This window comes from Mesorhizobium sp. P2_E10 (assembly GCF_056404235.1).
Genome location: NZ_JBFUEK010000009.1, coordinates 168,372 through 191,255, shown reverse-complemented (window position 1 = coordinate 191,255; position 22,884 = coordinate 168,372). Strand labels below are relative to the sequence as shown.

Annotated in this window: 29 protein-coding genes; 13 read left to right on the top strand and 16 right to left on the bottom strand. The window is 58.7% G+C overall.

Annotated elements, in window-relative coordinates; all coding sequences use genetic code 11:
• Nucleotides 1-17 precede the first annotated feature (17 nt).
• Nucleotides 18-743, top strand: a complete 726-nt coding sequence (locus AC1D0N_RS23250) for a hypothetical protein (RefSeq protein WP_477248041.1) — start codon at nucleotides 18-20, stop codon at nucleotides 741-743.
• Nucleotides 744-795: 52 nt separating this feature from the next.
• On the opposite strand, the gene AC1D0N_RS23245 is transcribed toward AC1D0N_RS23250, so the two are convergent.
• The gene (locus tag AC1D0N_RS23245; protein WP_477248039.1) at nucleotides 796-1,011 is read right to left on the bottom strand and encodes a CsbD family protein; all 216 of its coding nucleotides are present in this window, start codon (nucleotides 1,009-1,011) and stop codon (nucleotides 796-798) included.
• 288 nt (nucleotides 1,012-1,299) lie between these two features.
• Here AC1D0N_RS23245 and AC1D0N_RS23240 point away from each other — a divergent pair, with 288 nt between their 5' ends.
• Nucleotides 1,300-2,562: a DUF763 domain-containing protein gene (locus AC1D0N_RS23240; RefSeq protein WP_477248063.1), complete on the top strand. Its 1,263-nt coding sequence runs from the start codon at nucleotides 1,300-1,302 to the stop codon at nucleotides 2,560-2,562.
• A gap of 97 nt (nucleotides 2,563-2,659) precedes the next feature.
• Complete coding sequence (locus AC1D0N_RS23235) at nucleotides 2,660-3,637, top strand: SDR family oxidoreductase (protein ID WP_477248037.1); 978 nt, start codon at nucleotides 2,660-2,662, stop codon at nucleotides 3,635-3,637.
• 56 nt (nucleotides 3,638-3,693) lie between these two features.
• Here the strand turns inward: AC1D0N_RS23235 and AC1D0N_RS23230 are convergent, their stop codons facing one another.
• Nucleotides 3,694-5,094: a phospholipase D-like domain-containing protein gene (locus AC1D0N_RS23230; protein ID WP_477248035.1), complete on the bottom strand. Its 1,401-nt coding sequence runs from the start codon at nucleotides 5,092-5,094 to the stop codon at nucleotides 3,694-3,696.
• A gap of 377 nt (nucleotides 5,095-5,471) precedes the next feature.
• Nucleotides 5,472-5,870 (bottom strand): low affinity iron permease family protein, encoded by a 399-nt coding sequence (locus AC1D0N_RS23225; protein ID WP_477248033.1) that lies wholly within the window; start codon nucleotides 5,868-5,870, stop codon nucleotides 5,472-5,474.
• Nucleotides 5,871-6,744: 874 nt separating this feature from the next.
• Between AC1D0N_RS23225 and AC1D0N_RS23220 the strand changes: the two genes are divergently transcribed.
• Entirely contained in the window at nucleotides 6,745-7,701 is a 957-nt protein-coding gene (locus AC1D0N_RS23220) for a DUF72 domain-containing protein (RefSeq protein ID WP_477248031.1), read from the top strand.
• 684 nt (nucleotides 7,702-8,385) lie between these two features.
• Here AC1D0N_RS23220 and AC1D0N_RS23215 read toward each other — a convergent pair.
• The 7 genes from AC1D0N_RS23215 to AC1D0N_RS23185 form a co-directional block, all read right to left on the bottom strand.
• Nucleotides 8,386-9,663 (bottom strand): class I SAM-dependent methyltransferase, encoded by a 1,278-nt coding sequence (locus AC1D0N_RS23215; RefSeq protein WP_477248029.1) that lies wholly within the window; start codon nucleotides 9,661-9,663, stop codon nucleotides 8,386-8,388.
• 53 nt (nucleotides 9,664-9,716) lie between these two features.
• On the bottom strand, nucleotides 9,717-10,031 hold the full coding sequence (locus AC1D0N_RS23210) for a hypothetical protein (protein ID WP_477248027.1): 315 nt from the start codon (nucleotides 10,029-10,031) through the stop codon (nucleotides 9,717-9,719).
• 311 nt (nucleotides 10,032-10,342) lie between these two features.
• Nucleotides 10,343-10,954 (bottom strand): cell envelope biogenesis protein TolA, encoded by a 612-nt coding sequence (locus tag AC1D0N_RS23205; RefSeq protein WP_477248025.1) that lies wholly within the window; start codon nucleotides 10,952-10,954, stop codon nucleotides 10,343-10,345.
• An 80-nt stretch (nucleotides 10,955-11,034) separates the two neighbouring features.
• Entirely contained in the window at nucleotides 11,035-11,256 is a 222-nt protein-coding gene (locus AC1D0N_RS23200; protein ID WP_477248023.1) for a DUF768 domain-containing protein, read from the bottom strand.
• A 34-nt stretch (nucleotides 11,257-11,290) separates the two neighbouring features.
• Complete coding sequence (locus AC1D0N_RS23195) at nucleotides 11,291-11,500, bottom strand: hypothetical protein (protein ID WP_477248021.1); 210 nt, start codon at nucleotides 11,498-11,500, stop codon at nucleotides 11,291-11,293.
• A gap of 44 nt (nucleotides 11,501-11,544) precedes the next feature.
• Nucleotides 11,545-11,745 carry a hypothetical protein gene (locus AC1D0N_RS23190; RefSeq protein ID WP_477248019.1) on the bottom strand — a complete coding sequence of 67 codons (201 nt, stop codon included), beginning with the start codon at nucleotides 11,743-11,745 and terminating at the stop codon, nucleotides 11,545-11,547.
• A complete protein-coding gene (locus AC1D0N_RS23185; protein WP_477248017.1) occupies nucleotides 11,742-12,599 on the bottom strand; it encodes an ATP-dependent DNA ligase in 858 nt (285 codons plus the stop codon). Before AC1D0N_RS23185 ends, AC1D0N_RS23190 begins: the two co-directional genes overlap by 4 nt.
• 724 nt (nucleotides 12,600-13,323) lie before the next feature.
• On the opposite strand from AC1D0N_RS23185, the gene AC1D0N_RS23180 reads away from it, so the two are divergent.
• Nucleotides 13,324-13,677 (top strand): hypothetical protein, encoded by a 354-nt coding sequence (locus tag AC1D0N_RS23180; protein WP_477248016.1) that lies wholly within the window; start codon nucleotides 13,324-13,326, stop codon nucleotides 13,675-13,677.
• 118 nt (nucleotides 13,678-13,795) lie between these two features.
• On the opposite strand, the gene AC1D0N_RS23175 is transcribed toward AC1D0N_RS23180, so the two are convergent.
• A complete protein-coding gene (locus tag AC1D0N_RS23175; protein WP_477248014.1) occupies nucleotides 13,796-14,038 on the bottom strand; it encodes a hypothetical protein in 243 nt (80 codons plus the stop codon).
• Between the two features lie 135 nt (nucleotides 14,039-14,173).
• Here AC1D0N_RS23175 and AC1D0N_RS23170 point away from each other — a divergent pair, with 135 nt between their 5' ends.
• Nucleotides 14,174-14,467: a DUF982 domain-containing protein gene (locus tag AC1D0N_RS23170; protein WP_477248012.1), complete on the top strand. Its 294-nt coding sequence runs from the start codon at nucleotides 14,174-14,176 to the stop codon at nucleotides 14,465-14,467.
• Nucleotides 14,468-14,594: 127 nt separating this feature from the next.
• On the opposite strand, the gene AC1D0N_RS23165 is transcribed toward AC1D0N_RS23170, so the two are convergent.
• Nucleotides 14,595-15,212 (bottom strand): DUF2062 domain-containing protein, encoded by a 618-nt coding sequence (locus AC1D0N_RS23165; protein WP_477248010.1) that lies wholly within the window; start codon nucleotides 15,210-15,212, stop codon nucleotides 14,595-14,597.
• Nucleotides 15,213-15,792: 580 nt separating this feature from the next.
• Between AC1D0N_RS23165 and AC1D0N_RS23160 the strand changes: the two genes are divergently transcribed.
• Both AC1D0N_RS23160 and AC1D0N_RS23155 read left to right on the top strand, forming a co-directional pair.
• The gene (locus AC1D0N_RS23160) at nucleotides 15,793-16,008 is read left to right on the top strand and encodes a hypothetical protein (RefSeq protein ID WP_477248008.1); all 216 of its coding nucleotides are present in this window, start codon (nucleotides 15,793-15,795) and stop codon (nucleotides 16,006-16,008) included.
• A gap of 12 nt (nucleotides 16,009-16,020) precedes the next feature.
• Complete coding sequence (locus AC1D0N_RS23155; RefSeq protein ID WP_477248007.1) at nucleotides 16,021-16,200, top strand: hypothetical protein; 180 nt, start codon at nucleotides 16,021-16,023, stop codon at nucleotides 16,198-16,200.
• A gap of 219 nt (nucleotides 16,201-16,419) precedes the next feature.
• On the opposite strand, the gene AC1D0N_RS23150 is transcribed toward AC1D0N_RS23155, so the two are convergent.
• Together AC1D0N_RS23150 and AC1D0N_RS23145 are read right to left on the bottom strand one after the other, a co-directional pair.
• The gene (locus AC1D0N_RS23150) at nucleotides 16,420-16,866 is read right to left on the bottom strand and encodes a DUF4112 domain-containing protein (protein WP_477248005.1); all 447 of its coding nucleotides are present in this window, start codon (nucleotides 16,864-16,866) and stop codon (nucleotides 16,420-16,422) included.
• A complete protein-coding gene (locus AC1D0N_RS23145; protein ID WP_477248003.1) occupies nucleotides 16,863-17,351 on the bottom strand; it encodes a YidB family protein in 489 nt (162 codons plus the stop codon). Before AC1D0N_RS23145 ends, AC1D0N_RS23150 begins: the two co-directional genes overlap by 4 nt.
• A gap of 198 nt (nucleotides 17,352-17,549) precedes the next feature.
• On the opposite strand from AC1D0N_RS23145, the gene AC1D0N_RS23140 reads away from it, so the two are divergent.
• Complete coding sequence (locus AC1D0N_RS23140) at nucleotides 17,550-17,795, top strand: DUF982 domain-containing protein (protein WP_477248001.1); 246 nt, start codon at nucleotides 17,550-17,552, stop codon at nucleotides 17,793-17,795.
• A gap of 215 nt (nucleotides 17,796-18,010) precedes the next feature.
• Nucleotides 18,011-18,199 carry a hypothetical protein gene (locus tag AC1D0N_RS23135; RefSeq protein ID WP_477247999.1) on the top strand — a complete coding sequence of 63 codons (189 nt, stop codon included), beginning with the start codon at nucleotides 18,011-18,013 and terminating at the stop codon, nucleotides 18,197-18,199.
• A 26-nt stretch (nucleotides 18,200-18,225) separates the two neighbouring features.
• Here AC1D0N_RS23135 and AC1D0N_RS23130 read toward each other — a convergent pair whose 3' ends face one another.
• Together AC1D0N_RS23130 and AC1D0N_RS23125 are read right to left on the bottom strand one after the other, a co-directional pair.
• Nucleotides 18,226-18,411, bottom strand: a complete 186-nt coding sequence (locus AC1D0N_RS23130) for a hypothetical protein (protein WP_477247997.1) — start codon at nucleotides 18,409-18,411, stop codon at nucleotides 18,226-18,228.
• Nucleotides 18,412-19,229: 818 nt separating this feature from the next.
• On the bottom strand, nucleotides 19,230-19,703 hold the full coding sequence (locus AC1D0N_RS23125) for a BA14K family protein (RefSeq protein WP_477247994.1): 474 nt from the start codon (nucleotides 19,701-19,703) through the stop codon (nucleotides 19,230-19,232).
• A gap of 104 nt (nucleotides 19,704-19,807) precedes the next feature.
• On the opposite strand from AC1D0N_RS23125, the gene AC1D0N_RS23120 reads away from it, so the two are divergent.
• The 3 genes from AC1D0N_RS23120 to AC1D0N_RS23110 all read left to right on the top strand — a co-directional run bounded on the left by AC1D0N_RS23120 (nucleotide 19,808) and on the right by AC1D0N_RS23110 (nucleotide 22,883).
• Nucleotides 19,808-20,182 carry a hypothetical protein gene (locus AC1D0N_RS23120; protein WP_477247992.1) on the top strand — a complete coding sequence of 125 codons (375 nt, stop codon included), beginning with the start codon at nucleotides 19,808-19,810 and terminating at the stop codon, nucleotides 20,180-20,182.
• Between the two features lie 631 nt (nucleotides 20,183-20,813).
• Nucleotides 20,814-21,488 carry a response regulator gene (locus AC1D0N_RS23115; RefSeq protein WP_477247990.1) on the top strand — a complete coding sequence of 225 codons (675 nt, stop codon included), beginning with the start codon at nucleotides 20,814-20,816 and terminating at the stop codon, nucleotides 21,486-21,488.
• 3 nt (nucleotides 21,489-21,491) lie between these two features.
• Nucleotides 21,492-22,883, top strand: a complete 1,392-nt coding sequence (locus AC1D0N_RS23110) for a sensor histidine kinase (RefSeq protein ID WP_477247988.1) — start codon at nucleotides 21,492-21,494, stop codon at nucleotides 22,881-22,883.
• The last annotated feature ends 1 nt before the right edge of the window (nucleotide 22,884 follow it).

Sequence of the window (22,884 nt, the reverse complement as noted above, 5' to 3'; positions counted from 1 at the left end):
CAATCGAGAATGTTCGCATGCCAAGATTCAACGACGAGTGGAAGGTCGGGCCGCACGGTCGGCTGGAAAAACTCGACGACGGCCTGCTAACTGTTGCGGGCGAAATCCAAATGCCGTTGGGCAACTTTCCTCGGCGGATGACGGTGGTCAGACTCCGGGGACGGCGCACCGCTATCTGGAGCGCCATCCCGCTCGCCGAGCCTGAAATGCGAGAAATCGAAACCCTTGGCGACCCCACTTTTCTCATTGTGCCAGGCATAGCTCACCGACTGGACATCAAGCCCTGGAAGCTGCGCTATCCCAAGGCGAAGATTGTCTGTGCTCCTGGTGCGGTGGACGCCGTTGAGAAGGTCGTCAAAGTCGATGGCACGGCCGACATCTTGAATGATCCCGCCGTCCGCCTAGGGTCGGTGCCAGGCGTTGCCGAAAAGGAGGCCTCGCTGCTTGTGCGCCGTGAGGGTGGTACAAGCCTCGTTATCAACGACATACTCGCCAATGTGCGCCATCCGCATGGGATTGGCGCTCATATTATGGCGCGCCTGCTAGGCTTCGGTGTCAATCGTCCACAGATGCCGCGAGTTAGCAAATGGCTGTATGTGAAGGACCGGGGAGCGCTCGCCGGGGCTTTCCGCAAATGGGCAAACGAACCAGGCCTCGCACGCGTCATTGTCAGCCACGGTGACGTGATCGTCGACAAACCCCAAAAGGTGCTCGAAAGGGTTGCAGCTGAGTTGGAGCGTTGACCTGGACTCGTCGAAAAGGGCCAGCTTAAAATCCGCTGACCCTTCTTGAAGCTCACAGCTTCTTGTTGATGGCTGCCGCCGTCTTGTTTGTGGCGTCCTTGACTGCGGACTTCACGTCGCCAACAGCTTTCTGGACTTTGCCTTTTGCTTCCTGGGCTGCGCCCTCCGCTCTCAGCCTGTCATTGCCAACGGCCTTGCCGACGCCCTGCTTCAGGTTGCCGGCTGCCTGGTTTGCAAGGCCGGCCGCTTTGTCGCTTGTGCTTCCCATAATGATACGCGCTCCTTTTGGGGATGATCAACTCATTCAGAACGCCGCGGAATTGGGGAGGTTCCTCCAAAGCTCGCAAGGGAAACCGCGGAGCGGTCGTCGCTGACACACTGGGCAAGATTTCGAACTGACACGACGCCCGTCCTCGGTCGCTAGGAATATCCCGAAATGTTGGGAAGTGGGCCCGTACGAATTTCCCGATATGATCCGCCTTGATGAAGGCGGCTTTCTCATCCTCCATCGGATGACTATCTGTCGAAGCAGCGAACAGTGAAGGCAGGCCCGATATTGGCCCAACGATCAGGAAGTGCCGATCTGCCACTCCATGGCGGACGCGTGCCGAAATGGCTCGGCGATCGCATGACGCGCCTTGGTGCAGTCATGTGCGAAGCGATTATCCATCACTATGGTCGAAACGAATTGCTGCGCAGGCTTGCGCATCCTTTCTGGTTTCAGTCCTTTGGCGCGGTCATGGGGATGGATTGGCACTCCTCGGGCATCACGACCAGCGTCGTTGGCGCGCTGAAACGGGGGCTGACGCCACTCTCCCGCGAGCTTGGCATTCATGTCTGCGGCGGTCGAGGCGCTCATTCGCGCAAGACGCCGCATGAGCTTGCCATGATCGGCGAGCGTGTTGGTTTCGACGGAACGGGCTTGGCAAATGCCAGCCGGCTCGTCGCAAAAGTGGATAGCGCTGCCGTCCAGGACGGTTTCGATCTCTACCTTCATGGCTTCATCGTCACCGATGACGGCGACTGGGTAGTAGTTCAGCAAGGCATGAATGGCGACAGCAAGGTGGCGCGCCGCTATCACTGGCTATCGGAAGGTCTGAAAAGCTTTGTCGACCAGCCGCATGCGGCGATCGAAGGCGCCAATCAAGGCATGATCATCAATCTGACCGACAGTCGCGCCGAAGCCTCGCGCAAAGGTCAATTGGACCTTCTGCTCGACCTTGGGCCTGACCGGATCGTGAGAACATTTGCGGAGTTCGAACGCGGTCCAAGGCTCGAGCCGGCGCAAGCCTTTCTGCCGCATTTGGTCATGCCCCCGCACCACGACGTCAGGGAGAGCGATGTCATCATGCGCCGCCTGCATGGCAACATTGCAGCTGCCGTCGAACGCGGGCCTGCAGATTTCTCAGAATTGCTTATGGTTCCGGGTGTTGGCGCTCGCACCGTGCGAGCGTTGGCGCTGGTGGCGGAGGTGCTACACGGCGCTCCGTGCCGATTCTCCGACCCTGGCCGCTTTTCGCTGGCACATGGCGGCAAGGACAGGCACCCCTTCCCCGTTCCTCTTAAGGTGTATGACGAAACCATTGGCGTCCTGAAGTCCGCAGTTCAGAAGGCAAGGCTTGGGCGCGACGAAGAGCTTGGGGCTTTGCGCCGCCTGGACGATCAATCCCGGCAGGTAGAGCGCTATGTCACTGGTCCAAGTCTAAAGGAAATTGTCGCCGGAGAGTTCGATCAATCGCATTTGCTCGGTGGCCGCAGCGTTTTCGGATGGGAGCCTGCTCCGGAAAAACCGCCGGCGACATCGAGCAAGGAACTATGAGCGCCATCTGAACTTTCGCACTGGTGGCTGCAGACAGACCGGCGAAAACCTTTTTGCTCCACAAGCGTTGTCCCTTCAAACCGGAGGAGGCAATCCTATGCTGACCAAGACGAGAGCCGACACGTCTAACGCAACCCGGACTCAACGTTGGGTGCAGCGCAAGGTTGACGCAGACGACCGCAAGAAGGCGAAATCAAAATCGGAGGGCGCCATGCAGGCGGGCGCGCGAAAATACCCCGAGCCACCCTTCCCCAAGCAGCACCATCCCAAGCCCGGCGAGGAATGGCAGATCAAGCCGGCACCTCTCTACGACGCGCCGTTCTGGCAGGGTTCGAAGAAGCTTGAGGACAAGGTGGCGCTGATCACCGGCGGCGATTCAGGGATCGGCCGCGCTGTCGCGGTGTTGTTCGCCCGTGAGGGCGCCGATGTGGCCATCGTCTATTTGTCGGAGGACAGGGACGCAGATGTGACCAAGCAGGCCGTGGAGGCCGAAGGGCGACGCTGCCTGACGCTGCGTGGCGATGTCTCTCGCCGCCCCTTCTGTCGCCAGGCGGTAGCGACAACCGTCAAGCAATTGGGAGGGATCGACGTGCTGGTCAATAACGCCGCGTTCCAGGTGCATTCGGCCGAATTCGCCGACCTGACCGAAGAGCATTTCGACACCACCTTGAAGACCAACCTCTACGGATATTTTCATATGGCGCAGGAGGCGGTGGCGCACATGAAGCCAGGCTCGGCCATCGTCAACACCGGTTCGGTTACCGGTATCGACGGCTCGAAGGAACTGGTCGACTACTCGATGACCAAGGGAGGCATACATGCTTTCACCCGCGCGCTAGCGGGCAACCTCACTGGCAAAGGGATTCGCGTCAACGCCGTTGCGCCCGGGCCGGTGTGGACACCGCTCAACCCTTCCGAAAAAACTGCAGAAGACGTCTCGCAGTTTGGGGCAAAAACGCCCATGAAACGACCCGCCCAACCCGAGGAGATCGCGCCCGCGTATGTGTTTCTGGCCTCGTCGCAATGCTCAAGTTACATCACCGGCGAGATCCTGCCAATCATAGGCGGGTATTGAGCGAGAGGCCCGGCCCTCTTCAGGCAGAGACAGGTGCCACCTTGTGGTAGTCTCGGCTATAGTTGCGACTCGATAGGTAAGTGGCGGACCAAAGCCGCCAGGATGCGGCGAAAAACTCCGGCTTCAGGTTCATGGGTGTAGTCCTGGAGCTTGCCTTCATCGCAGCCGTGCCAGTGCAGAACATTTCTTTTCAACTCTAACCGATAGCTCGCTTGCGGCGCTATCTCGGCTTGAAAACGCTGCCGAAGTTCAGCAACCAATTTCTCGTCCTCAAACAGCACGCCCATTTCAGAATTGAGCGATATCGATCGTGGATCGAAATTGAAGGAACCGACGAATCCGGTCTTGTCGTCAACGGTGAACGCTTTCGTGTGCAGGCTGGCGCCCTTGGAACCAAATACCGAAATCACCGGTTGTCGGCTGAAGGGCTGTAGCTCGAAAAGCTTGATGCCATGCCTCAACAAACGCTTGCGATAGTTTGCATAGGCGCCGTGGACCGCAGCGACATCTGTCGCTGCCAGGGAATTGGTCAAGACGGAAATATCAACTCCCTTGCCGACGAGGTCCAGCAAGATGGCGGAACCCCTTCTGCCGGGAATGAAATACGGGGACACAATTTCAAGGCAATTCCGCGCAGACTGAATGATGGGGAGCAACTCCTTCATCAGCCAGCTTCGCCGCCTCCAGCCACGAACCTTTTCCGGGGGATCGGAAATCACCCGAACGTGCGCTGTCCAATGCACGTCGTTGCTTGCCGCAATGAACTCGGCGATGGAAGCCCGTTCACCAATGGAATTCAGGAGTTTCGAGACAGTGTCGGCATCGCCTTTTTCAAACAGAGTAGCATGCGGGGCTTCGGCGACAGAAGCGAGTGCGCCGATCGGTATCGCTTCCTTGCAAACCCAAAATGCCTCAAAGATTTGAGCCGTTTGCCGCACCGCAGGCCCGAGGAGCAGGACGTCGAGGTCTCGGAAATTGGTTTCCGCCGCGTCGAAATAGGCATCGCCAACATTGCGTCCGCCGACAATAGAGATCGCCTCGTCCGCGATCCACGCCTTGTTGTGCATCCTCCGGGTCAAAGCAAAAAGTCGCAAGAGCACTTCCACGCCGCGCATGACGCTAGAACGTCTGATGCCACTTGGATTGAACAACTTCACTTCGATGTTGGGATGCTTGCTCAACGCCAGATAGATGGAATCGGTCTTACACGGATTGACGTCGTCGAGGAGCATGCGCACCCGCACGCCCCGCTCAGCGGCCCGGAAAACCTCTTGCAAAAGCAGGCGACCGGTGTGGTCGTCGTGCCAGAGGTAGTACATCAGGTCGAGAGTGCGAATGGCGCTTCTTGCCGCCAGAACGCGTATGGCAAAGGCGTCATAATTGTCCGGTACGAGCAGCAAGCCGCTCCGGCCAGCGGCGATGTTGTCTTCAGCAACTCGCGAAACAGAAACGTCCATAAAAACTCGCCCAACCGGCGATGGGCGCCGGCCTTTCTCAAAATCATAGCAAGAACCCTTCAGCCGCGATCTGGTTGCATGCCACCGCGCGGGCGGACGGTCAGCGCTCCAACCGGAGCAGCGTTCAGGTAGTGGAACGCACTCGCCGGCCCTGACACATCGAGGTGGGGCTCAGTTGATCACATTGGCATCTGATAGCCTGGCGGTTGTCGAGTATCTTGCCATTGGCCGATATAGCGTGGCATTGGTCAGTCCAAGTCGGTCAGTCCAACAAGCCGGCACGGCCGTCACGATCAATAGCCGTCGAGCTGCTGATAAAGTATCGGCGGCCGAACAAGCTGGTCTGTGAAATGGCAAGAGGGCTTAGATTAGGCTCCTTACGTCCGGTCGGAGTTGTCTGCGTCGATTTCGGCGACTTCCCCCCGAGTTGTGCGAGAGGGGCGCGCGAGATCGGACTGGGCCTCCTGTTCGAGTTGCGTGAGCTTCGATTTGATCTCATGCGGGTCGGCGTGCTCCAGCCCCACCACGTCGTTTCGGGTCTCTGCCAGCGCGACAATTAGCTCGTCCAGCTTGGCGTGTATGGCGGCGGTGTCTCGATAACCTTGGATCAGCACAACGCCCGTGATGATAATGGCCGCAACCGACAGTGCGTAGGTAACGGCATTTGTAAGGCCGAAGGGCACCAAAAGAGTGCAGAGCGCCATCGCCACGACCAAGACATAAAAGCCGGGCGGACGCGACAGAAAGTCGGCGGCGAGAAACAGGAACCGGTTCATGGGAGGAACAAGCCGGTCGTGAGGGCCGTCAGCATGGGCGAGACGGGCACCGCAAGGTGCCACCGGGCCCCCATAGCGCTATCGTGCCAATCATCCACTACTGTCGCTCCCAAAATCGCATCATCAAAAAAGGCTCCGGACTACGGACTTCGGCTGCCAGGAAAGCGGACCATCTCGATAGGCGAGGTCGATTGTGCCATCCCGGAAGGATTTGGACCGGCCTGCTGGTCGCCGTTTGGCCCACGGGAGTGCAACGTCACAACGTTCGGCGCCGATAGCGCGGTGCGCTGTTCGAGAAGGCGCACAAGGCGCGAGGCCATCTCGTGAAGAAATAGGAAGCACTGCATTGCGTGTCCTTTCCACGCCAAACGTCTTCATCGGTGTCGTGCAACCGGACTGCTGATCCCAGCGATCGAGCATCGCGCCGAGGTTTCGCCCGCCTGCCTCAATATTGGAGAATAAAAGCTGCGGCTGCCGGAAGGTTCCGGAGCGCTGCACAAATCCACCCGTTGGGGCCGACGACGACGCCGATCAATGTCGTCAGGTATTTTGACCAGGTTGCCAGACTGGTGGGCTGCTTGGACGGCGGACATCACTGTATCCGGGAGATTCCGCTAGATCGCACTGTTCGAATGCCCGTGGACGTAGCCGCAACCACGATAGCGCGGGGCAGGAACTCAATGCCGGTTGTCGCTTCGCTCCGGCTTGCATAACCGTGAGCGGACAGTTTCGCGGGCTAAAGGCGTCTCGGCGTCGCCACCAGTCTTGTACTTGGGTTCCGTTCCTAGTGGACGCAGTCAGAAACCGCGCCACTTCGGGCAGAGGTAAGGAGCCATCAGGCTGTGCCCGCGTTGAGGCACGGAAGGATAATTTCATGAGTACGGAAGCCACCATTCTGAAAGACGTTGGACCCGATGAGCGTCGCGAACGCCGCAGGTTGCGCAGAGAGAAGCAGCGAATTGAAAACGTTGGACGTGCCGAGAAAATGCATCTCGCCCGCTTGGCTTGGGCAAGTGTAGAGCGCGGGCGTAGCGGGCCGTCTCTGGAGGCTTCTGCCTATGTCGGATGCTCGGGATGGTTTTACTGGAAATGGCGTGGACAGTTTTACCCGACGGATCTGCCCACCAGCGATTGGTTCAATCACTACGCGAAACAGTTCGATACTGTCGAGATCAACGCATCCTTTTATTCCTGGCCAACCGTCACAAATGTCAAAGGTTGGGCTCGGCAAGCTGTGAACCGCAGTTTCGTCTACACAATTAAGGTCTGTGAGCTGATCACTCACATCAAAAGGTTCAAGGGCACCAAGACCCTCGTGATGGATTTTGGAATGATTGCCGATATCCTCGGTGAGCGAATGGGTTGCTTTCTATTCCAGCTCCCGCCCAGCTATCATTTCACAAAAGCGAGGCTAAACGACATCCTGGGGCAACTCGACCCGGCCCGCCGCAATGTGGTGGAGTTTCGTCACGCCAGTTGGTGGAACGAAACTGTTTACTCGGCCTTCCGGGAAAGAGGCACGATCTTTTGCTCATGCAGCGGCCCTCGCCTTCCAGATGCCCTGGTGCGGACGGCCGATGATGTCTACCTGCGGCTCCACGGTCCAGAGCGGTGGTACAGGCATGACTACACCGGCGACGAGCTAGCCAAATGGGCCGACAAAATCCGAGCCAGTGGCGCAAAGAAGGCCTGGGTCTATTTCAATAATGACTATGAGGGCTTTGCCCCAAAGAATGCCACGGCGATGCGGCGGTTGCTGGAGGAACGACCGTCGGATCGATCATCTATGGCGCGAATTCGCCAGAGAGATGACGTTGAGCGCCTGTTTTGACCGGTGATCTCCTGCTCGATCCTTGGTCGGCGCCGCCTGCTTGTTGGCTCTCTATCGTCCAGGCGTCTCTCCGATCGTGTCGCAATCGACGACACGGTCGTCACAAGTTGTGAGCTTAGCCCTAGAGGGTGTTCGTTGCGTGCCGCGCGTCCTGGCGCGCGCCTTTCGGTTGCCTGGACCGAGTCTACCCCCCCCGTCGCTATGCCACCAGCCAACCCAAGCAACTCTCCGCTTTCCTTTGCGCTGAATCTGTTGGCCATCAATTTCTTGTAGTGCCCCAGCATCTCTGCCGGGACTGCGAAGCCACGCCGAAAGTCTGAAGCGTCTTTCTGGGTGCGGGTGATACCCAACTGGCTGGCAGTAGCCTTGACAGAAGCCACGCTACAGTTAAGCCGCGTGGCAATAACTTTCGGGCTCTCGTCGTTTGCGTAGCCTTCCTTGATTGCAATCCGCCGTTCTGTCATTTTCATCCGGTACCTCTGAAGGTTGTCTCGCCCGTCTGCCAGTCCACGATCAGGCCGACCGGCCGGCATCTTGCAGCTGATCCATAACTATTAGGGAGCCCTAATGTTCCCTTGGCGGTTTGGGTCGGTTGACCAGCCAACTTGGCGCCCACAATGAAAGCCGCCGCTCCGTAGCAGGCGTCACCAGGAGGGCCTGAGTTCAATTGAGCCGCGCCACCCATCAACGTTCATAGAGATCCGACCGCGTTGGCGGCAGGCCGCTTGGGCCGCGCGCGCGTTTGGTGGCGACGGTCTGGAAGATCTGCGCCGAGGCGCGTTCGAAGGTGATCGAACAGCCGCTGAGATAGAGCAGCCAGAGCCGCGCCTTGGCCTCGCCGACCTCGGCGATCGCCTCGTCGAAACGGGCCTGCAGCCGCTCGGCCCACAGCCGGCAGGTGCGCGCATAGTGCTCGCGCAAATTCTCAACGTCATAGACCAGGAAGCCATGCGCCTCGAGATTGCCGAGCGTCATGCCGATCGTATCGAGCTCGCCCCCGGGGAAGATGTATTTGATCAGCGCCTTGTACTCCGGCCCCTTGCGCAAGGTCTTCTTGATGTCGCCCTTGCTGCGCCTGGTGATGGCATGATGCAGATAGATCCCGCCCGGTTTCAGCAATCGATGAACGGCCGAGAAATAGGCGTCATGATTGGCAAGGCCGAGATGTTCGAACATGCCGATCGACGAGATCTTATCGAAGGTGCCGGAGAGCTCGGCATACGACTTTATTTCGATGGTGATGCGATCCTCCAGCCCCTCGGCCCGGATGCGCTCGCGGGCAAGGTCGGTCTGGGCTTGCGATAGCGATACGCCATGGCCGACAACCCCATAATTCTTCGCAGCATGGATCAGCATCGCTCCCCAGCCGCAGCCAATGTCGAGCAGCCTTTCGCCGGGTTTGAGGCGGAGCTTGCGGCAGATATGGTCGAGTTTGTCAATTTGGGCCTGGTCGATCCCGTTCGCAAAATCCTTGAAGTAGCCGCAGCTGTAGACCATGCGCTCGTCGAGGAAGAGCCGGTAGAAGGCATTTGAAATGTCGTAGTGATGCCGGATCGCCTCCTGGCTCGAACCGCTCACATAAGGATTGCGCCCAGAGAGATCGGTTCGCGCCGTCATCTGCTTGCGCGAGAACAGCACCGCAGGCAGGTCGCGCAGTATCGCCAGCTTCGGCAAGGATTTGAGCTTCGTTCTGAGCTTGCCCTGCGAAGGCAGTGCATAGAAGTCGAACAGTGTCCCATCCTCGATGTCGACGGTTTTCGAAATCCACATTTCGATCAGCGTCGAGAAGGCCGGCCTGCGAACCAATTGCCAGACGATGTCCTGATCGTTGATGGTGAGCACAGGACCGCTGGTGGGGCCGATCCGCTCGCCGGTCCACAGCCTGACGGCGAAGCCCGGCTTCAGAGTTTCGAAAACCGTTCGGACGATCCGGGCGGCTTTATCGGCGGCGTCCTTTGGCATTCAGCCGTCCCTCAAAGTCACAGCGGCTCCTGGGCTAATTTTGGCGACGCGATTCAGTCCTTTCTGTGCGCTCCAGGCCGGCGCCCGGTGTTCGACGACTTGGCGTCAGTCGAGCGCTCTGCGATCGCTGGGCCGGCGCCGGAATATTTCTCAGTAGCGGGACCGGGAGGGGCCTGCCTGGGCGGGTTCTGTCCGTCGGACTGATGCGTCTTGTCGTTGACGTCTCCAACCGGCCGCGTCAATCCGATGCCGCCCGCCGGCTTCTTGTTTCCGGCCGCATCTTGAGAGAAATTATCCGAAGGATCAGCATCTACCCTCGCCGGGTATTTGGTCGCTCCACTTTCTCGATGGTTTTCGTTGCCGGCCATTTTATCGATCCTCATGTCAGGGCTGACCGATAAACTGGGACAAGGCATCAAGGTTCCGCGGCCAGACAGCGCGAGCCCCCCTGATCTGCGTCGATCGCGTCAGCTTTCAATCGCCAAATGAAGTCAATGTTTGGCTGCAGGCGAGCAACCGCAATCCGGATTTCAGCAGTCCCATACCCACGAAGCGATGGCCCACCAAAGAGAGGCAGCGGGCCAAAATGCGAATTTGTCCTCGTCGGCCAATTGCTCCAATTCGGGAAAGTCGGAGGGGATCCGGGTGCGGTGGCACGGTCGACACCGTTGCTTGCAGCCTACTCCTTTGCCTCCTTCAACGAGGCATCGCGCACCTGCTGCTCGCGCTCCCATCTCTCGTCCTCGTCGGCTTCCTCTTTGTCCAGTTCCTCCCGTCGCTGCCTGATGGAGTTCATGGCCTCCTCATGGCGGCTACGAGCCCGTTCGAAAACGGCATTGGCCTTGGCAATCACGAGTTCGCGTTGCCTTTTCTCGCGCGCGCGCTCGGCCTCTGCTTTTGCGCGATCGAGAGCCTCACGTTTTTTTTCCTTTTCGAGAGCCGCAGCCGCTTTCAGTTCCGCTTTCTCGGCGGATTTCGTGTCCGCTTTCTTGATGACGTGCGCACGTTGCACAGGATCCTTCTGAGACCGCTGACCCGCCTGGGGTGCTTTCGGAAGCGCAGCCTTTTCAATGAATTTCTCGCGCGATCCGACCGGCCGCCGCAACACCACGCCAGGCATGGCTATCGCGGCTTCCATCACTATTGGGTCTTCCGTCTGTTTGGCGAATCCGCGTTTGAAGATGTCGGGGTCCGATCCCCATGCTTGTGCGGCGGCCTTCATCGATGGTGCGGCGACGGCGAGATCAAAGAAGCCGATAGAGGTTTGATAGACCTTCAGTTGCTTGGCCATCCAATAGAGACCCTTACACGCGCCATGTTTGGTTCGAGGGCTAAAGCGTATGGGGTGAGGCTCGTGCCAGGCCCGATCGGTCAGCCCGTAACGCCAGCATCGTGGTGGACGATGGCGTCCAGAATTACCTCATAGACGCTCCCGGTGTCTTCCTCGATCTCGACGTTGCTAATGCCAATCGCCTTGGCATCGGCAAACAGCTTTTGAGTGAGCTCGGAGACCGAGATGATATCTGCGCTGACCGTTTCAGGAACGTTGGCGCCGATCCAGCTATACAAGAAGTCTGTTCCGCGTGTGCTCATTCGCCCATAAGCCGGAAGCACCCGTTAGGTTCCGTTATCGGCCGAGAGGCAAGCGCGAAAGGGAAATGAGTTCCTCTTCATCCACCACGCCGGCCATATAGTTGGCGATGATCCGGGAGGCCAGTCTGCTCCGCTCATCCGCTGATTGGCCGGCCAGTTCAAGCTGCTCGAAGACCCTCCCCAGCAAGGCCAATTCGGAAGGTGCAAGGATTCCGGCATCCACGGCTTTTCTTCTGATAGGCATGGCTAATCCTCTTCACGGACGTCCTGTAAGAAGCCTGTTGCCTGTTAGCCCAGGCCCTGCATGATGGCTTCGAAAATCTGGCCAATTTCTTCATCGATCTCTTGGCCCGGAATGCCTTGGGTTTCCGCCTCCCGTTTCGCGTCAACCGCCATGTCGATCACCAGCAAGACCGGGTCGACAATCGGATTGTCAGGCAAACGGTCTGATATCCAATGGTAGAGAAACTCACTGCCGCGCTTGCTCATTCGTTCCGAAAATCCTGCAGCGAGGCATGCCGAAGGTCTTTCTCGCCGCGCAGGTGCTTCACAGTCGCGACGAGTCCCGGCTTGACCCAGTGCGTTGCCGGTCGCTTCATACCCTTTGGCGCCGTGCCGGCGTGGTCCTGGACACGCTTCCAGAGCCGTTCGCGCAATTCCCGGCTCAAGGTAATGAACGCCGAGCCGACATAACGCCCGGTCCCGCGCTCGGCCATCAGCGCAAAAGCCGGCTTGCCAGCCTCACGCTCGACGCCGAGCAGATCGAACTCGCCGATTGCATAGCACTTCGCCTTCAGCCAGTTGGTCGACGGGCCGCTTCGGTATTTGCTGTCCTTCCGCTTTGACACCATGCCTTCAAGACCGGCCTGGTCGACAAGATGAAAGATGGCCTTGGCTTCGCCCGGCAATGCTTGGCTGAACTGGATGCGGCCGCCGTCCGGTATCATCTGGGCTAGGATTTCGCGGCGGTCCACTAGAGGCATGTCTCGCAGGTCGTGGCCGTTGAGGTGCAGAAGATCGAAGGCGACGAAATAGAGATCGTGCTGCCGGCGCGTGATGGCTTTGCGCAGCTCAGCGAAGTCGGACAGACCCTTGTCGTTCAGCACGATGATTTCGCCGTCTAGGATGGCGCTCTCGACCCCGAGTGATACCGCGGCTGCGGCGAGGTCGCGATATTTTGAGGTCCAGTCGACACCGCGTCTTGTAAAGATGCGAGTTCCATGCTCGCCGATAATCATCTGTGATCGGTAGCCGTCGAATTTGACTTCGTGAATCCAGTCGTCACCCTCTGGAGGCTTCTCCACAAGAGTCGGCATCAATGGCTCAACGAACTTCAAACTCATGAACCCATCCGCAACACGGCGATTCAATTAGCTCGCGCTAAAATGGTTCCAATTGACTAATTTCTAACTCCCAACATTGACCACCAAGTCGGCCGCGCTAGGCCGTGGCGAGCGATATGAATCGCGATGAGGTGACGGTGCGCTCACCGGCCTGAAATTGCTCGGCAAGGGCCGGGCAAGGGCCAGCATCCCGACCTATGGATTTCCGTGTTTCAATCGCCGCGCCGAACAAGGCAAAGCCAAGCAACAAAGTTGAGATCCCCGGGGTAGTAACGAGGACCGGACGGCGACGGTCAAGATCGGCGAGTTCGCCACGATCGACCAGGCGTCGGTTTCCTAAGGCAAGTGGCCCGCGCCACTGGCGGGGCGCGGGCCGGCCAAGTTTGCGGACCTGGCCAGCAGCTGGAAGTGAGGGCGACCTAGCTGCCGTACGTGAAACAGGGCGGGGTCAGCGAAGTTCCGAGCGGCACAGAAAAAGCCCGCCGGCCGAAGCCAGCGGGCAGGTTCTCATGGAGTGGACGATTCAAAACAAATGGGGACACCAGCTAAATTTCGCCGGTGGCGAAAGGTTCCCGTCGCATAGCAAAATTTGGAACCCTATTCCTATGCCGCCAACCCTTCTCGCGCGTCGTGGCGGTCGCCTATGGTCGTCCGCATTCATTGCGCAGCCATGCTCCGAGAAAGCTGCTCCTGCCAAATTGAGCCGACAGAGCCTCTCTGTCCCATGGCCATTTCGGGCAGCCATGCCAGGGCGGAAACGGGTGTAAACCCGCACGCTGTCGGCATCGACAACGATCTGGAAAACATCGCAGTCGAACTTGACCTCATGCAGACGACGGAACATTCAAACCGACAACCTGTTCCTTTGCAGGAGGAAACGGCCATGACCGAGCGCCATAACGAACACCACCCAAACGATCGAAAACCTATATCGACTGAAGATCCCTGCGAGGTCGCCCACGTCGCGCGAAAGTTACACCTCACGATGCCAGAGGCGAGGATGCTTTTGCGGCAGTATGGCAGCAATCACACCCGCCTCGAAAGGGAGGCCCGAAAGCTTATCTATCAGCCGCGATAACAAAGCTTAAGAGCCCGCCCAGAGACAGGCTCTCTGCCGGGCATGCCGACCCGGCTGGCGGTCGGGCCGGAGAAGAACTGAGAGCCCGTCGCGGATAGAGAAGCGCCGAGTCGGTCAGTCAACCAAGCCGAACTCCCGGAGGAGGCTTGCTGACCGCAGCTTCGTCAAGTTCCGCTTCCAACTGATGGCTGACAGACTTGGGCGTGTCGGCAATCGGTTCGCCGTCGAAGCCCTTCAGCCACGCATCCGTATATTCGTGCCAGTACTGAGGCACGTCTCGCGCCTTGCCGTCCCTGCGAGCTTGGGCGCCGTACATCCACGCGTATGCAAAACGCTCATGGTCCTTTTTAGCCGTCACCATTTTGATCGTCCTCCCGAAAATCCTGCAGCGACATGGCGCAGATCTTCCTGAACGGTTCCTCTGCAACCAGATTAATCCGCAAGCGTTTAAGCAGCCACTAAAATAGGATTGGTTTGGCAGCGACGGGGAAACAAGATGGGTCAGTTCCTGCCCTTGAAGGTCAAGATGGTCGACGGCACGATCATGAATGTAGCCTGTCTGGCAGATGTGGATATCGCTCTTAATGGCAAATGGAGAAACACCGCGGACTTCCGCTATCTGGAGGCCGCTCGGCTTCTGGAGGCAGCCAAAAAGGGCGATTGTAAACCCTCAGTGGCCTTTGCCGCGTTCACATTGGCGGCTCGGCAACAGGGCCTAGTGCAGCCGGCAAGGCCCAGCGAAGCGCTCGGCATGTTCGACAAGGTGGCGTTTTCCATCAAGCTTTCTTAGTCTGCCGGTTGAAAAAGGAGAGCCTTGCCACGCTCTGCAGCCGCAGCCGGAGAAGCGTTGGCGGCCCAACCAAAAACTGAGAGTCTTGGGCAGCAGCCGGAACCGCCGCACTGCAACCCCCCGCAATTCATGCGCCAGAACGGCGATGTAAAGCAGGCAGAGCAGGTGGTAACGCCTTGTCTTCTTGCCGAAGGAGTCGGCTCTCCTTTTCGGCCAGTCGCTTGCGCCTCTGTTCGCGGAAGGCTGTCATGCCAAAGCGCGTGACGCCATAGAACACCAGGCCAAAAATTAGCCCGAGTGGCACCGCCCCGAACAGCATGGGCCTTAGCACTGGTCCCCACAATTGCGAAATGGATAGGGTATGCAACATTTCACTCAGATGGGGCGGCGGTCCATAACTCCGCATGTGGTCGTTTAACATGATCTTGCCGGTCTCCCAGGACGCCCCCACAACGAATGGGAAGATCAGCGGATTGCCAAAGACGAATGTTCCTAACCCTCCCGCCACCAGGTTCCCTGCGATCAGCCAGCACACGATGGCTGCAATGGCGAAATGGAGTCCTAGTGGAAAGAATGACGCGAAAACGCCAGCCGCAACACCAGCCGCGACGGCGTGTGGAGTGGCGTTCAGCCGGAGGATTCGCTTTGAGAAATACTGCAGCGAGCGCGAGAACGAGCGGCGCGGCCACAAATAAGTGCGTAAGCGCTCAAAGAGACCATCAGGATTTCGGCGTCTAAAGAGCACTCTATTGCCCACCTACAAACGCGGTTGGGAGTTGGACGGATTGACGTCGTCTCGGCAAAAACGCAGCCTGTGCTGGTTTGTTCCGCAGGGGCAAATCGTCTTGGCTCCCCAACCACTTTTCGGGCAGAAAAAGCCCGCTGTCTTTCGACGAGCGGGCAAGGCAGCGGCTACTTGGGGGTGAGATATGGGGACTTCACCCAGCCGCGGATCGAAAACGACAGCCACAAGCGATGGTTCCTGTTCAGCCTCTGATGGCCGCTAGAAAAATGCGAAGCCTATGCATTTCTTTTGTTGAGCCAATTTTCGGCGGCCTTAGAGGAATTGGCACACGCCAGCCTATGGTTGAAGTGGTTGAGGCCCGCGGCGAATGGTTCGTCCGCGCGGTTGAGGAAGACCAAGAACTTACTGGCTCATTCGAACTCGATGCATTCGCGCTTGTGTTCGCGGAGTCCTAAGACTTAGGTCCGCGGTCGATGAGAGAGACTAAGAGCTTACCCGCTCGGCCTCGCGCCCCTGGAACAAAAGTTGTGAGCGGACATTCACCTTTTGAAGGGACCGCAAACCGAAAGGATGCGGCGACATGGCCGACATTTTCAGCTTTGAAGTTGCAAAAGCTCGTCAGCGCGTGAGGCGCGCCGAGCGCTCGCTGGAGACAGCGAATGAACTGCTGGACGAACACTGTGGCGTTGGTCTCGGAGTAGCGCTTTGCAACAGGATCAGGACAGAGCAAACGAGAGTGATCGACGCTCGCGCGCGCTTCGGGAAGGTGGCCTCCGCCCCGACTGCGCACTACTGAGGAACCATCACCATGCTTTTTGAACCGCTCGATGGCGAAGGCCACAAGCGAAGCGCACTCTACCATGCCGCCCGGCTGGAGATGTTGCACAGGCGGGTTGTGAAGCGCATGGAGCAAACCGACCAGGCCGCTGAAATGGTCGAGGACGCGGCGGAAATACTCAAGGCAACATCATCAAAAAGTGGTGGCTAGAAACCTTCTGGCACGGGTTTCTATCCCGCATAGAACAACACGCTTCCTTAAAGGCCGCCTCCCTTTTTTGTTTCTAGACGCTAGTCGGTCGAGGGCGCCTAATCGCAAACCGGCTGGGCCAACACAACCCAGGCAGCTAATCATCCCTTCAGGGCTGAATGTATCGCTCGGTAGCATCCCAGCGCATCGCGGGTAGGCTTGGCGTGTAATTCGATTCTCCTACCGCTGACGCGCCACCGCATTCAAGCGTGCCGCGTTAGTCTTTTGGAGATGACGGCGAAGCAGCCTCACGTTGCGATTGTTCGATTTAAAATATACGTCGAAGATTGAACCGAGAATAGGAATGCTGCCAACGGCCGTATCAAGCAGCACGTTCCCTAACATCCGGGCGACCAAGCCATTTCCGGCACCGCAGTCCCGAGCCCGCAATACAATGTATGCTGAAACCAGGCCTGTAGCTGCATCGCCCAAGACCGGGACCAAGCCAACCAATGCATCCACGCCGAAGCGAATCGAAGTTCCCGGAATGCGCCAGCGTGAATCAAGCATCGCGGCCAATACGTCGAGGTCGGCAATTGCTTTCGCAGTGTCCTGTCCCCTAAGGCCCTGCCCTCTCGGCGCTGGCCGGGTGAGGTTGATGGGATCTGCTCGATACAGATCTGTCACTTTTCGCTCCGATCGGATTGCGTGGCACGCGGCGGCCAGGCGTCGAGAAGCGTGGTCTCATCCGAAGCTTGCGTCGGCTCAGCCGTCGGCAGTTCGCCGTTTGGCGTCATCTTGTTTACTGCCTCGGGGAGATCCCGCGTGATCCTGCCGATAAGTTCCTCGCGCGAAAGGCCAGTCTGCATTGAAAGAGCAGTGAGCGTTTCCTCGTCTATCGCCGTTTCCACATCGCGTGGCTCGATTGGTTCGTTCGGACCGGTACCAACCCAGGAGTCCACCTTCGCGCCTGCACCAACATTTCTGAATCGGTCGAGGATGTCGCCCAGAGCCGTTCCCGACACTCCCTTAGACAACTGGTCGACAATGCCCCCTTGCGGATTGTTGGGATCGCGCTCTCCCGCACGACGGATCAGGTCCCCGATCTTGTCGCGATTCTGGTAGGCTAGTACCCCAAGCATCGCGATTGCTAATTTTCCCAGATTTGCCATTGGTTCCTCCTCAGTTGAAATGGAGAAGGGCTCGGCCTCGCAAAAGTTCCCCGAACCGTGGCATAATATTTATGTAGGACACCCTGCTATCTGTGACGACTCCACGACCGTTCACCCGCCTTAGTTTGGAGGGGAACCAAAATCGGTTTTCGGCGTTTCGTGGGCGCTTGCCGCGGCGGCAAGATCGCGGGGATTTGAGTGGCTCAAAAGCGCTTCCACAAACCAGTAATCATCCAGCTAGGGCGCATCGACAGGGATCGAGTGATCGAGACGGTCGCTGAGGCAGCCGAAATCCTGCTGCGGGAATGGCCGGCCCCGGAATCACATCATCGCCTCAAGGCTATGAAGATTTGCCTTGCCGTCATTAATGGGCACAAGCCACCAAGCAAGGCACGTGAGGCGTTCATCATTGCTGCCAAGGACGCCCAGGTCTTGCTGAGTTAGGCTGCATGGGAGACGGTACCTCGTTGCACCTGACGTTGCTCCGAGCCCTCTCCGTGAACGTGACCGCTTGATTCGGAAACTCTCAGGGCGCCCGGCTGTGGCCAGGGACAGGCCGGCGATTACCTATGGGCATCGAACAGATATTAGAATCCGCTTGAAAGTTCGATTTCTGCGGACCTATAAAAACGCTTTCCCATTGCTAGAGGGCAGCGGCGATGGATAAGCTTGATGTTCCGGTATCGGCTTTTGACTGCGACGTGCTGCGTAGCGCCTTCAAGAAATCCGTCATCGAAGAGAACATTCCCGAAGATCGATGGCGAGAGCATGCCCTGCTTTTAGTCCGCGCCTTTACAGGCAGGGATGACATCGATCCCCAATGCCTGGAATGGATTGTGCGGAAGTAGCCGCTACCCGGCGGCAGGGGACCGAGTCAGTCCGCCATGCTGCCGTCGCGGTGCTGCATGGCGTCGAAGATCATCTCGAACACGCTACCGACTTCCTCGGAAATTTCCGCGCAGGTTATGCCCTGCTTATAAGCAGCCTTCATCGCCTGATCGGCCAGGTCGCTGATTGCGATCGGGTCGTCCGTAACCACGTTGGGCAGATGGTCCGCCATCCATTTGTCGAGGAAGTTGATGCCGCGTGTACTCATCAAGCCTAAAGCGCGACACTGGTTCTAGGTTCCGTCTCAAGGCCACGACAGGCCGCCACCTCAAGCTTCCGTCCGTTGAGATACACCCAAAAGAAGTCAGGTCTGAACCCTTGAAGGCTTCATCTGGGGGACTAGCATCAACTCACTGGAGTTGGTGGCAACGTTGGACGACGATAGAGGCGAGCATTTTTGGGCTTTTGACCTTGACGCTCTGCGCAAGGCTTTCCGTGAGTTCGCTCGGGAACACGACATTGCGGCTCCCGAATGGGGCGAACAAGCCCAACGGTTTCTAGAAAAACAAAAAGACAGGAAGCGCGAACCGACCGCTACCCCAGGAGACCTAAGGCTTCTTGGGCGGCGGTCCCTTATGGCCGGCAAAGATCGGTGATTGCAGACCGGCGGACAGAATTCACAGCCGCTCCAAGGCGGCAAGGCCTTCTCGAGCCGATCCAGCCGATAGCCCGTCGAGGATGTGCCTCACCGAAGGTCTGCACTAAAGGGCAATGGCCCGCGCCCAAGCAGCGGACGCGGGCCGACCAAGCTTTGGAGCCTTGATCAGCAGCCGGAAGTGAGGGCTCCCTAAGCTACTGTGCGTAAAACAGGCCGGCGTCAGCGAAGTTGCGAGGCACAAACAAAAAAGCCGCCGACCGAAGCCAGCGGGAAGGGTGTGAAGTAGCCAGATCGGGGTCTGGCAGAATAAGCACCGGTTTTTGTTTCAGTGACCCATACCCACAAACAACAAAAACCCCGCACTAGGCGGGGTCCTTGTCTTGGTCGAAACCTCAATAGGGAGAGATGCACTCCCGACGAGGGCCGTAGTTCGGCTGGAACGTATTGTCCGACGCGCGGTAGGATCTGTAGCGGTCATAGCACCACTGCACATGGGCGTCGTCATAGCGGTGGTAAACACGATGGTAAACACGATTCTGGTTGACGATGGCGCCGGTAATCAGCGCGCCTGCAATGAAGGCGCCAGCCGGGAACCAGAAATCGCCGTGGCGGCGATAGCCCCGATGATATTCGCGGTAACCGCGATGGCCATTCCAGTAAACGACGCCGTTGCTGCGCGAGAAATTGCGGTCGCCGTTGAAGTTGCGATGCCTCATCCACGGCTTGTAGTCGACCTCCTGAAGATTAGATGACGCCGAGGGGGCCTGCGCCGTGAACATTTGCGCGGCACCTGCAGGCAAAGCTGCCGTTGCCGCGAACGAAGCTGACAATGTGGCTGCCAGCAAGCCCGATATGATCTTGTTCATGATCTTCTCTATCTTTCCGTTGCTGTCCCTTGTGGGATTTGAACGGATTAAGAGCATTCTGGTTCCGCTCGCCTACTCGGCATCCATGTCGAAAGCTGGGCGGCATGGCAATCTGGCTTTCTCCATTGGAAACAATTGCCTCTCTCAGCGTTAGTGCATGGTCCAACATCATGGGAGATCCGGAGATGGACCCGGCTACTGCGGCAGTGATGATTTTGCTTTCGTGCAGCCAGATCGAGCCTCTTGTCTGCAAGCCAGTTAATATGCCCCCGGCGGTATTTTCATCGCTTGACCAGTGCCGGACCTCACTGAAGAACAAGATAGCAACGGCTCCCAGGGGCCAAATCATCGGCCGCTGCCGCCGAATCGACGCGACGATGACGGGCTCGCTACCGAACAGCTATTCAACAGTTGTTGTCACGCGAGGCATCGGGAAAAACAGCGTCAGCAGCACCTACCTCGTGCCGCACAAAAACTAAAAAGCCCGCCACCGTTGAGGCAGCGGGCGTAAAGTGTGACGAGGGGTTTGAATTCTCGTCGGAAGAAAGCATTAGCCGAAGCTCAAATTGCAGACAACTACCCCTTCCGGCCTATGCGACGTTATAGGGACACCAGCACTTCCTGAGACTTCATGTCGTCAGGCCACATGACCGTTTCGCCGTAGTCCTCCGGGCAATACCCCTTCGCGTCGTGTTGCTCTTCCAGGTCGCAATCATCTTGCTCGCGGTCATCTGTGCCGAGACGCGGAGGAGTCGGCCAAGCTTTCCTTCAAAGCCGAGTATTTGCATGTCGACCTGGGCAACCCCAGCTTCGATTCGGTAGATATTCCGTCTACCGATCGCATCCACTTCGCGCCGCTGCTTTGGCGTCACGGCATAGTCATGCTCGCAGCAAGGCGGATGGCAAGGGAGCACACACATTCGGCCTGCGCATGCACAAGGATCTCGCTTGGTCATAAGACGCGGAATAACGACGGCGGTTGGCCCTGTGTTGACCGCATCATCCCAGTGAAAAATCGGAATCGATTTTCGTTGGGATCATGCGCAAAATCAAAGGCCATGGCGTTTTGTGCACCCCCACGGGCGAACGGTGCTGTAGACGGATCAAACGATGCGCATATTGCTCGCTGAGGACAATCGCGAATTGTCGACATGGGTTGCCCGCCTGCTGCGGCGCGACAACTATGTGATCGATTGCGTCTTTCGCGGTGATGATGCCGATGCGGCGCTGGCCAGCCAGGACTACGCTTTGGTGATCCTCGATCTGGCGTTGCCGCATCTTGACGGCATCGAGGTGCTGCGCCGGTTGCGCGGCCGCGGCAGCACGACGCCGGTCATCATCCTCACCGCCAACGATGCCGTATCGAGCCGTGTCCGTGGCCTCGACAGCGGTGCCGACGACTATCTGGTCAAACCCTTCAACGTCGATGAATTCGAAGCGCGCGTCCGTGCGCAGCTCAGGCGCGGGCGGGCGAATTTCGATCCGATGGTGCGGTTCGGCAGGCTCGCCTTCGACACCCAAGGACGGACCTTCGTGCTCGGTGAAACACCACTACATCTGACGGCCAGGGAACACGCCGTGCTTGAAACGCTGATCATGCGCGCCGGCCGGCCCGTGCAGAAGACCGTGTTGGCCGAGAACATCTTCGGTTTCGACGACGAGACGAACCCGAATGCCCTGGAAATTTGCATCCACCGCGTCAGGAAGAAGCTCGAGGGCAGCGGCATGGCCATCACCACGCTTCGCGGTCTCGGCTACGCCCTCAGAATCGACGATGGCCAATAGACGATGGCCAACAGAAGCCTCCAGCGTGAACTGCTCGGCTGGCTGGTCGTGCCGCTGACTGCAGTCGTCTCGTTCAACGTGTGGACAACTTACAAAAACGCGGCGGAAACCGCCAATCTGATCACAGATCGAACCCTTCTGGCGTCGGCCCGGGTGATCGCGGAAAACATTCGCGAGAATGACGGTGTGCTGGAAGCGCCGATCCCACCGGCGGCGCTGGAAATGTTCGCCTCCGATCAACCCGACCGCGTCGTCTACCGCGTGACGACGCCGCGCGGCCAGGTCATTGCCGGCTATCCCGACGTCATCGCACCGCCAGGGGCGCCCGTTGATCTCAACCCGGTCTATTTCGAAACAACTTTTCGCGACCAGCCTGTCCACGCGGTCGCCATTGCCCAGCCTATCGTCAGCACGCTGAATCCGGGCAATGCGATGGTGGCTGTCGGTCAGACGCTGAGGGCGCACGACAAGCTCATGACCAGCCTATGGCTGAAGGCGCTGCGCGACCAGGTGCTGCTGGTCGCGGCTGCCGGTCTGCTCGGCGTTTTCGGGCTGCGCCGTGGCCTCGCGCCGATCCTGCGGCTTCGCAACGATGTGATGGAGCGCGATCCGACGGAGCTGAAGCCTTTCGCCGCCGACACCGTGCAAAGCGAATTGCGGCCGTTGGTCGAGGCTCTGAACGAGGCTTTCGACCGCATCCAGCGCCAGATGGCCACGCAGAGACGCTTTGTCGCCAACGCTGCGCACCAGCTGCGGACGCCGCTGGCGCTGTTGAAGACGCAAGTTGGTGTCGGCCTGCGCGAACGCGATATCGGTACCAAGGATGAAGTTCTGGCCGCGGTCGACAGGTCGGTCGATGGCATGGCGCGGCTGTCGAACCAGCTTCTTTCACTTGCCCGCGCCGAACAGGGCAGTGCGTCGCTGATGAAATCCGAAGTCGATTTCGGCGCCGTGGCCAGAGATGCCCTCGAGGGGCTGGCGCAGGCGGCATTGGCGCGCAACATCGATCTCGGCTTCGAGTCCGGGGAAGGTAGCCTGGTTGTGTGGGGACATCCGACCTTGCTGCGCGAGCTGGTCGTCAACCTGGTCGACAACGCCCTGCGCTACACGCCGCAAGGCGGCTCGGTCACGGTGGGGACTGGCTACGAAGCGGGCTGGGTCTTACTGCAGGTGGAGGACACCGGGCCCGGCATTGCTGGCGGCGACCGGGAAAAGGTGTTCGAGCGCTTTTTCCGCGGCTCCGAGGCCGGCAGTGAAGGCACCGGTCTGGGTCTTGCCATCGTGCGCGAAATCGTCTCCTCTCATGACGGCCAGATCGAACTCGCCAATCGCCGGCCGCCGCCCGGATTGAGTGCGCAGGTCAGGCTGCCAGCCCACCCGCCAGCTGAGACTTGAT

Bases quoted from the DNA above. Each gene is read 5' to 3' on its own strand.
- AC1D0N_RS23250 (WP_477248041.1), top strand. From the start codon at position 18: ATGCCAAGATTCAACGACGAGTGGAAGGTCGGGCCGCACGGTCGGCTG.
- AC1D0N_RS23245 (WP_477248039.1), bottom strand. From the start codon at position 1,011: ATGGGAAGCACAAGCGACAAAGCGGCCGGCCTTGCAAACCAGGCAGCC.
- AC1D0N_RS23235 (WP_477248037.1), top strand. From the start codon at position 2,660: ATGCTGACCAAGACGAGAGCCGACACGTCTAACGCAACCCGGACTCAA.
- AC1D0N_RS23230 (WP_477248035.1), bottom strand. From the start codon at position 5,094: ATGGACGTTTCTGTTTCGCGAGTTGCTGAAGACAACATCGCCGCTGGC.
- AC1D0N_RS23225 (WP_477248033.1), bottom strand. From the start codon at position 5,870: ATGAACCGGTTCCTGTTTCTCGCCGCCGACTTTCTGTCGCGTCCGCCC.
- AC1D0N_RS23220 (WP_477248031.1), top strand. From the start codon at position 6,745: ATGAGTACGGAAGCCACCATTCTGAAAGACGTTGGACCCGATGAGCGT.
- AC1D0N_RS23215 (WP_477248029.1), bottom strand. From the start codon at position 9,663: ATGCCAAAGGACGCCGCCGATAAAGCCGCCCGGATCGTCCGAACGGTT.
- AC1D0N_RS23210 (WP_477248027.1), bottom strand. From the start codon at position 10,031: ATGGCCGGCAACGAAAACCATCGAGAAAGTGGAGCGACCAAATACCCG.
- AC1D0N_RS23205 (WP_477248025.1), bottom strand. From the start codon at position 10,954: ATGGCCAAGCAACTGAAGGTCTATCAAACCTCTATCGGCTTCTTTGAT.
- AC1D0N_RS23200 (WP_477248023.1), bottom strand. From the start codon at position 11,256: ATGAGCACACGCGGAACAGACTTCTTGTATAGCTGGATCGGCGCCAAC.
- AC1D0N_RS23195 (WP_477248021.1), bottom strand. From the start codon at position 11,500: ATGCCTATCAGAAGAAAAGCCGTGGATGCCGGAATCCTTGCACCTTCC.
- AC1D0N_RS23190 (WP_477248019.1), bottom strand. From the start codon at position 11,745: ATGAGCAAGCGCGGCAGTGAGTTTCTCTACCATTGGATATCAGACCGT.
- AC1D0N_RS23185 (WP_477248017.1), bottom strand. From the start codon at position 12,599: ATGAGTTTGAAGTTCGTTGAGCCATTGATGCCGACTCTTGTGGAGAAG.
- AC1D0N_RS23180 (WP_477248016.1), top strand. From the start codon at position 13,324: ATGGCCATTTCGGGCAGCCATGCCAGGGCGGAAACGGGTGTAAACCCG.
- AC1D0N_RS23175 (WP_477248014.1), bottom strand. From the start codon at position 14,038: ATGGTGACGGCTAAAAAGGACCATGAGCGTTTTGCATACGCGTGGATG.
- AC1D0N_RS23170 (WP_477248012.1), top strand. From the start codon at position 14,174: ATGGGTCAGTTCCTGCCCTTGAAGGTCAAGATGGTCGACGGCACGATC.
- AC1D0N_RS23160 (WP_477248008.1), top strand. From the start codon at position 15,793: ATGGCCGACATTTTCAGCTTTGAAGTTGCAAAAGCTCGTCAGCGCGTG.
- AC1D0N_RS23155 (WP_477248007.1), top strand. From the start codon at position 16,021: ATGCTTTTTGAACCGCTCGATGGCGAAGGCCACAAGCGAAGCGCACTC.
- AC1D0N_RS23145 (WP_477248003.1), bottom strand. From the start codon at position 17,351: ATGGCAAATCTGGGAAAATTAGCAATCGCGATGCTTGGGGTACTAGCC.
- AC1D0N_RS23135 (WP_477247999.1), top strand. From the start codon at position 18,011: ATGGATAAGCTTGATGTTCCGGTATCGGCTTTTGACTGCGACGTGCTG.
- AC1D0N_RS23130 (WP_477247997.1), bottom strand. From the start codon at position 18,411: ATGGCGGACCATCTGCCCAACGTGGTTACGGACGACCCGATCGCAATC.
- AC1D0N_RS23125 (WP_477247994.1), bottom strand. From the start codon at position 19,703: ATGAACAAGATCATATCGGGCTTGCTGGCAGCCACATTGTCAGCTTCG.
- AC1D0N_RS23120 (WP_477247992.1), top strand. From the start codon at position 19,808: ATGGCAATCTGGCTTTCTCCATTGGAAACAATTGCCTCTCTCAGCGTT.
- AC1D0N_RS23115 (WP_477247990.1), top strand. From the start codon at position 20,814: ATGCGCATATTGCTCGCTGAGGACAATCGCGAATTGTCGACATGGGTT.
- AC1D0N_RS23110 (WP_477247988.1), top strand. From the start codon at position 21,492: ATGGCCAACAGAAGCCTCCAGCGTGAACTGCTCGGCTGGCTGGTCGTG.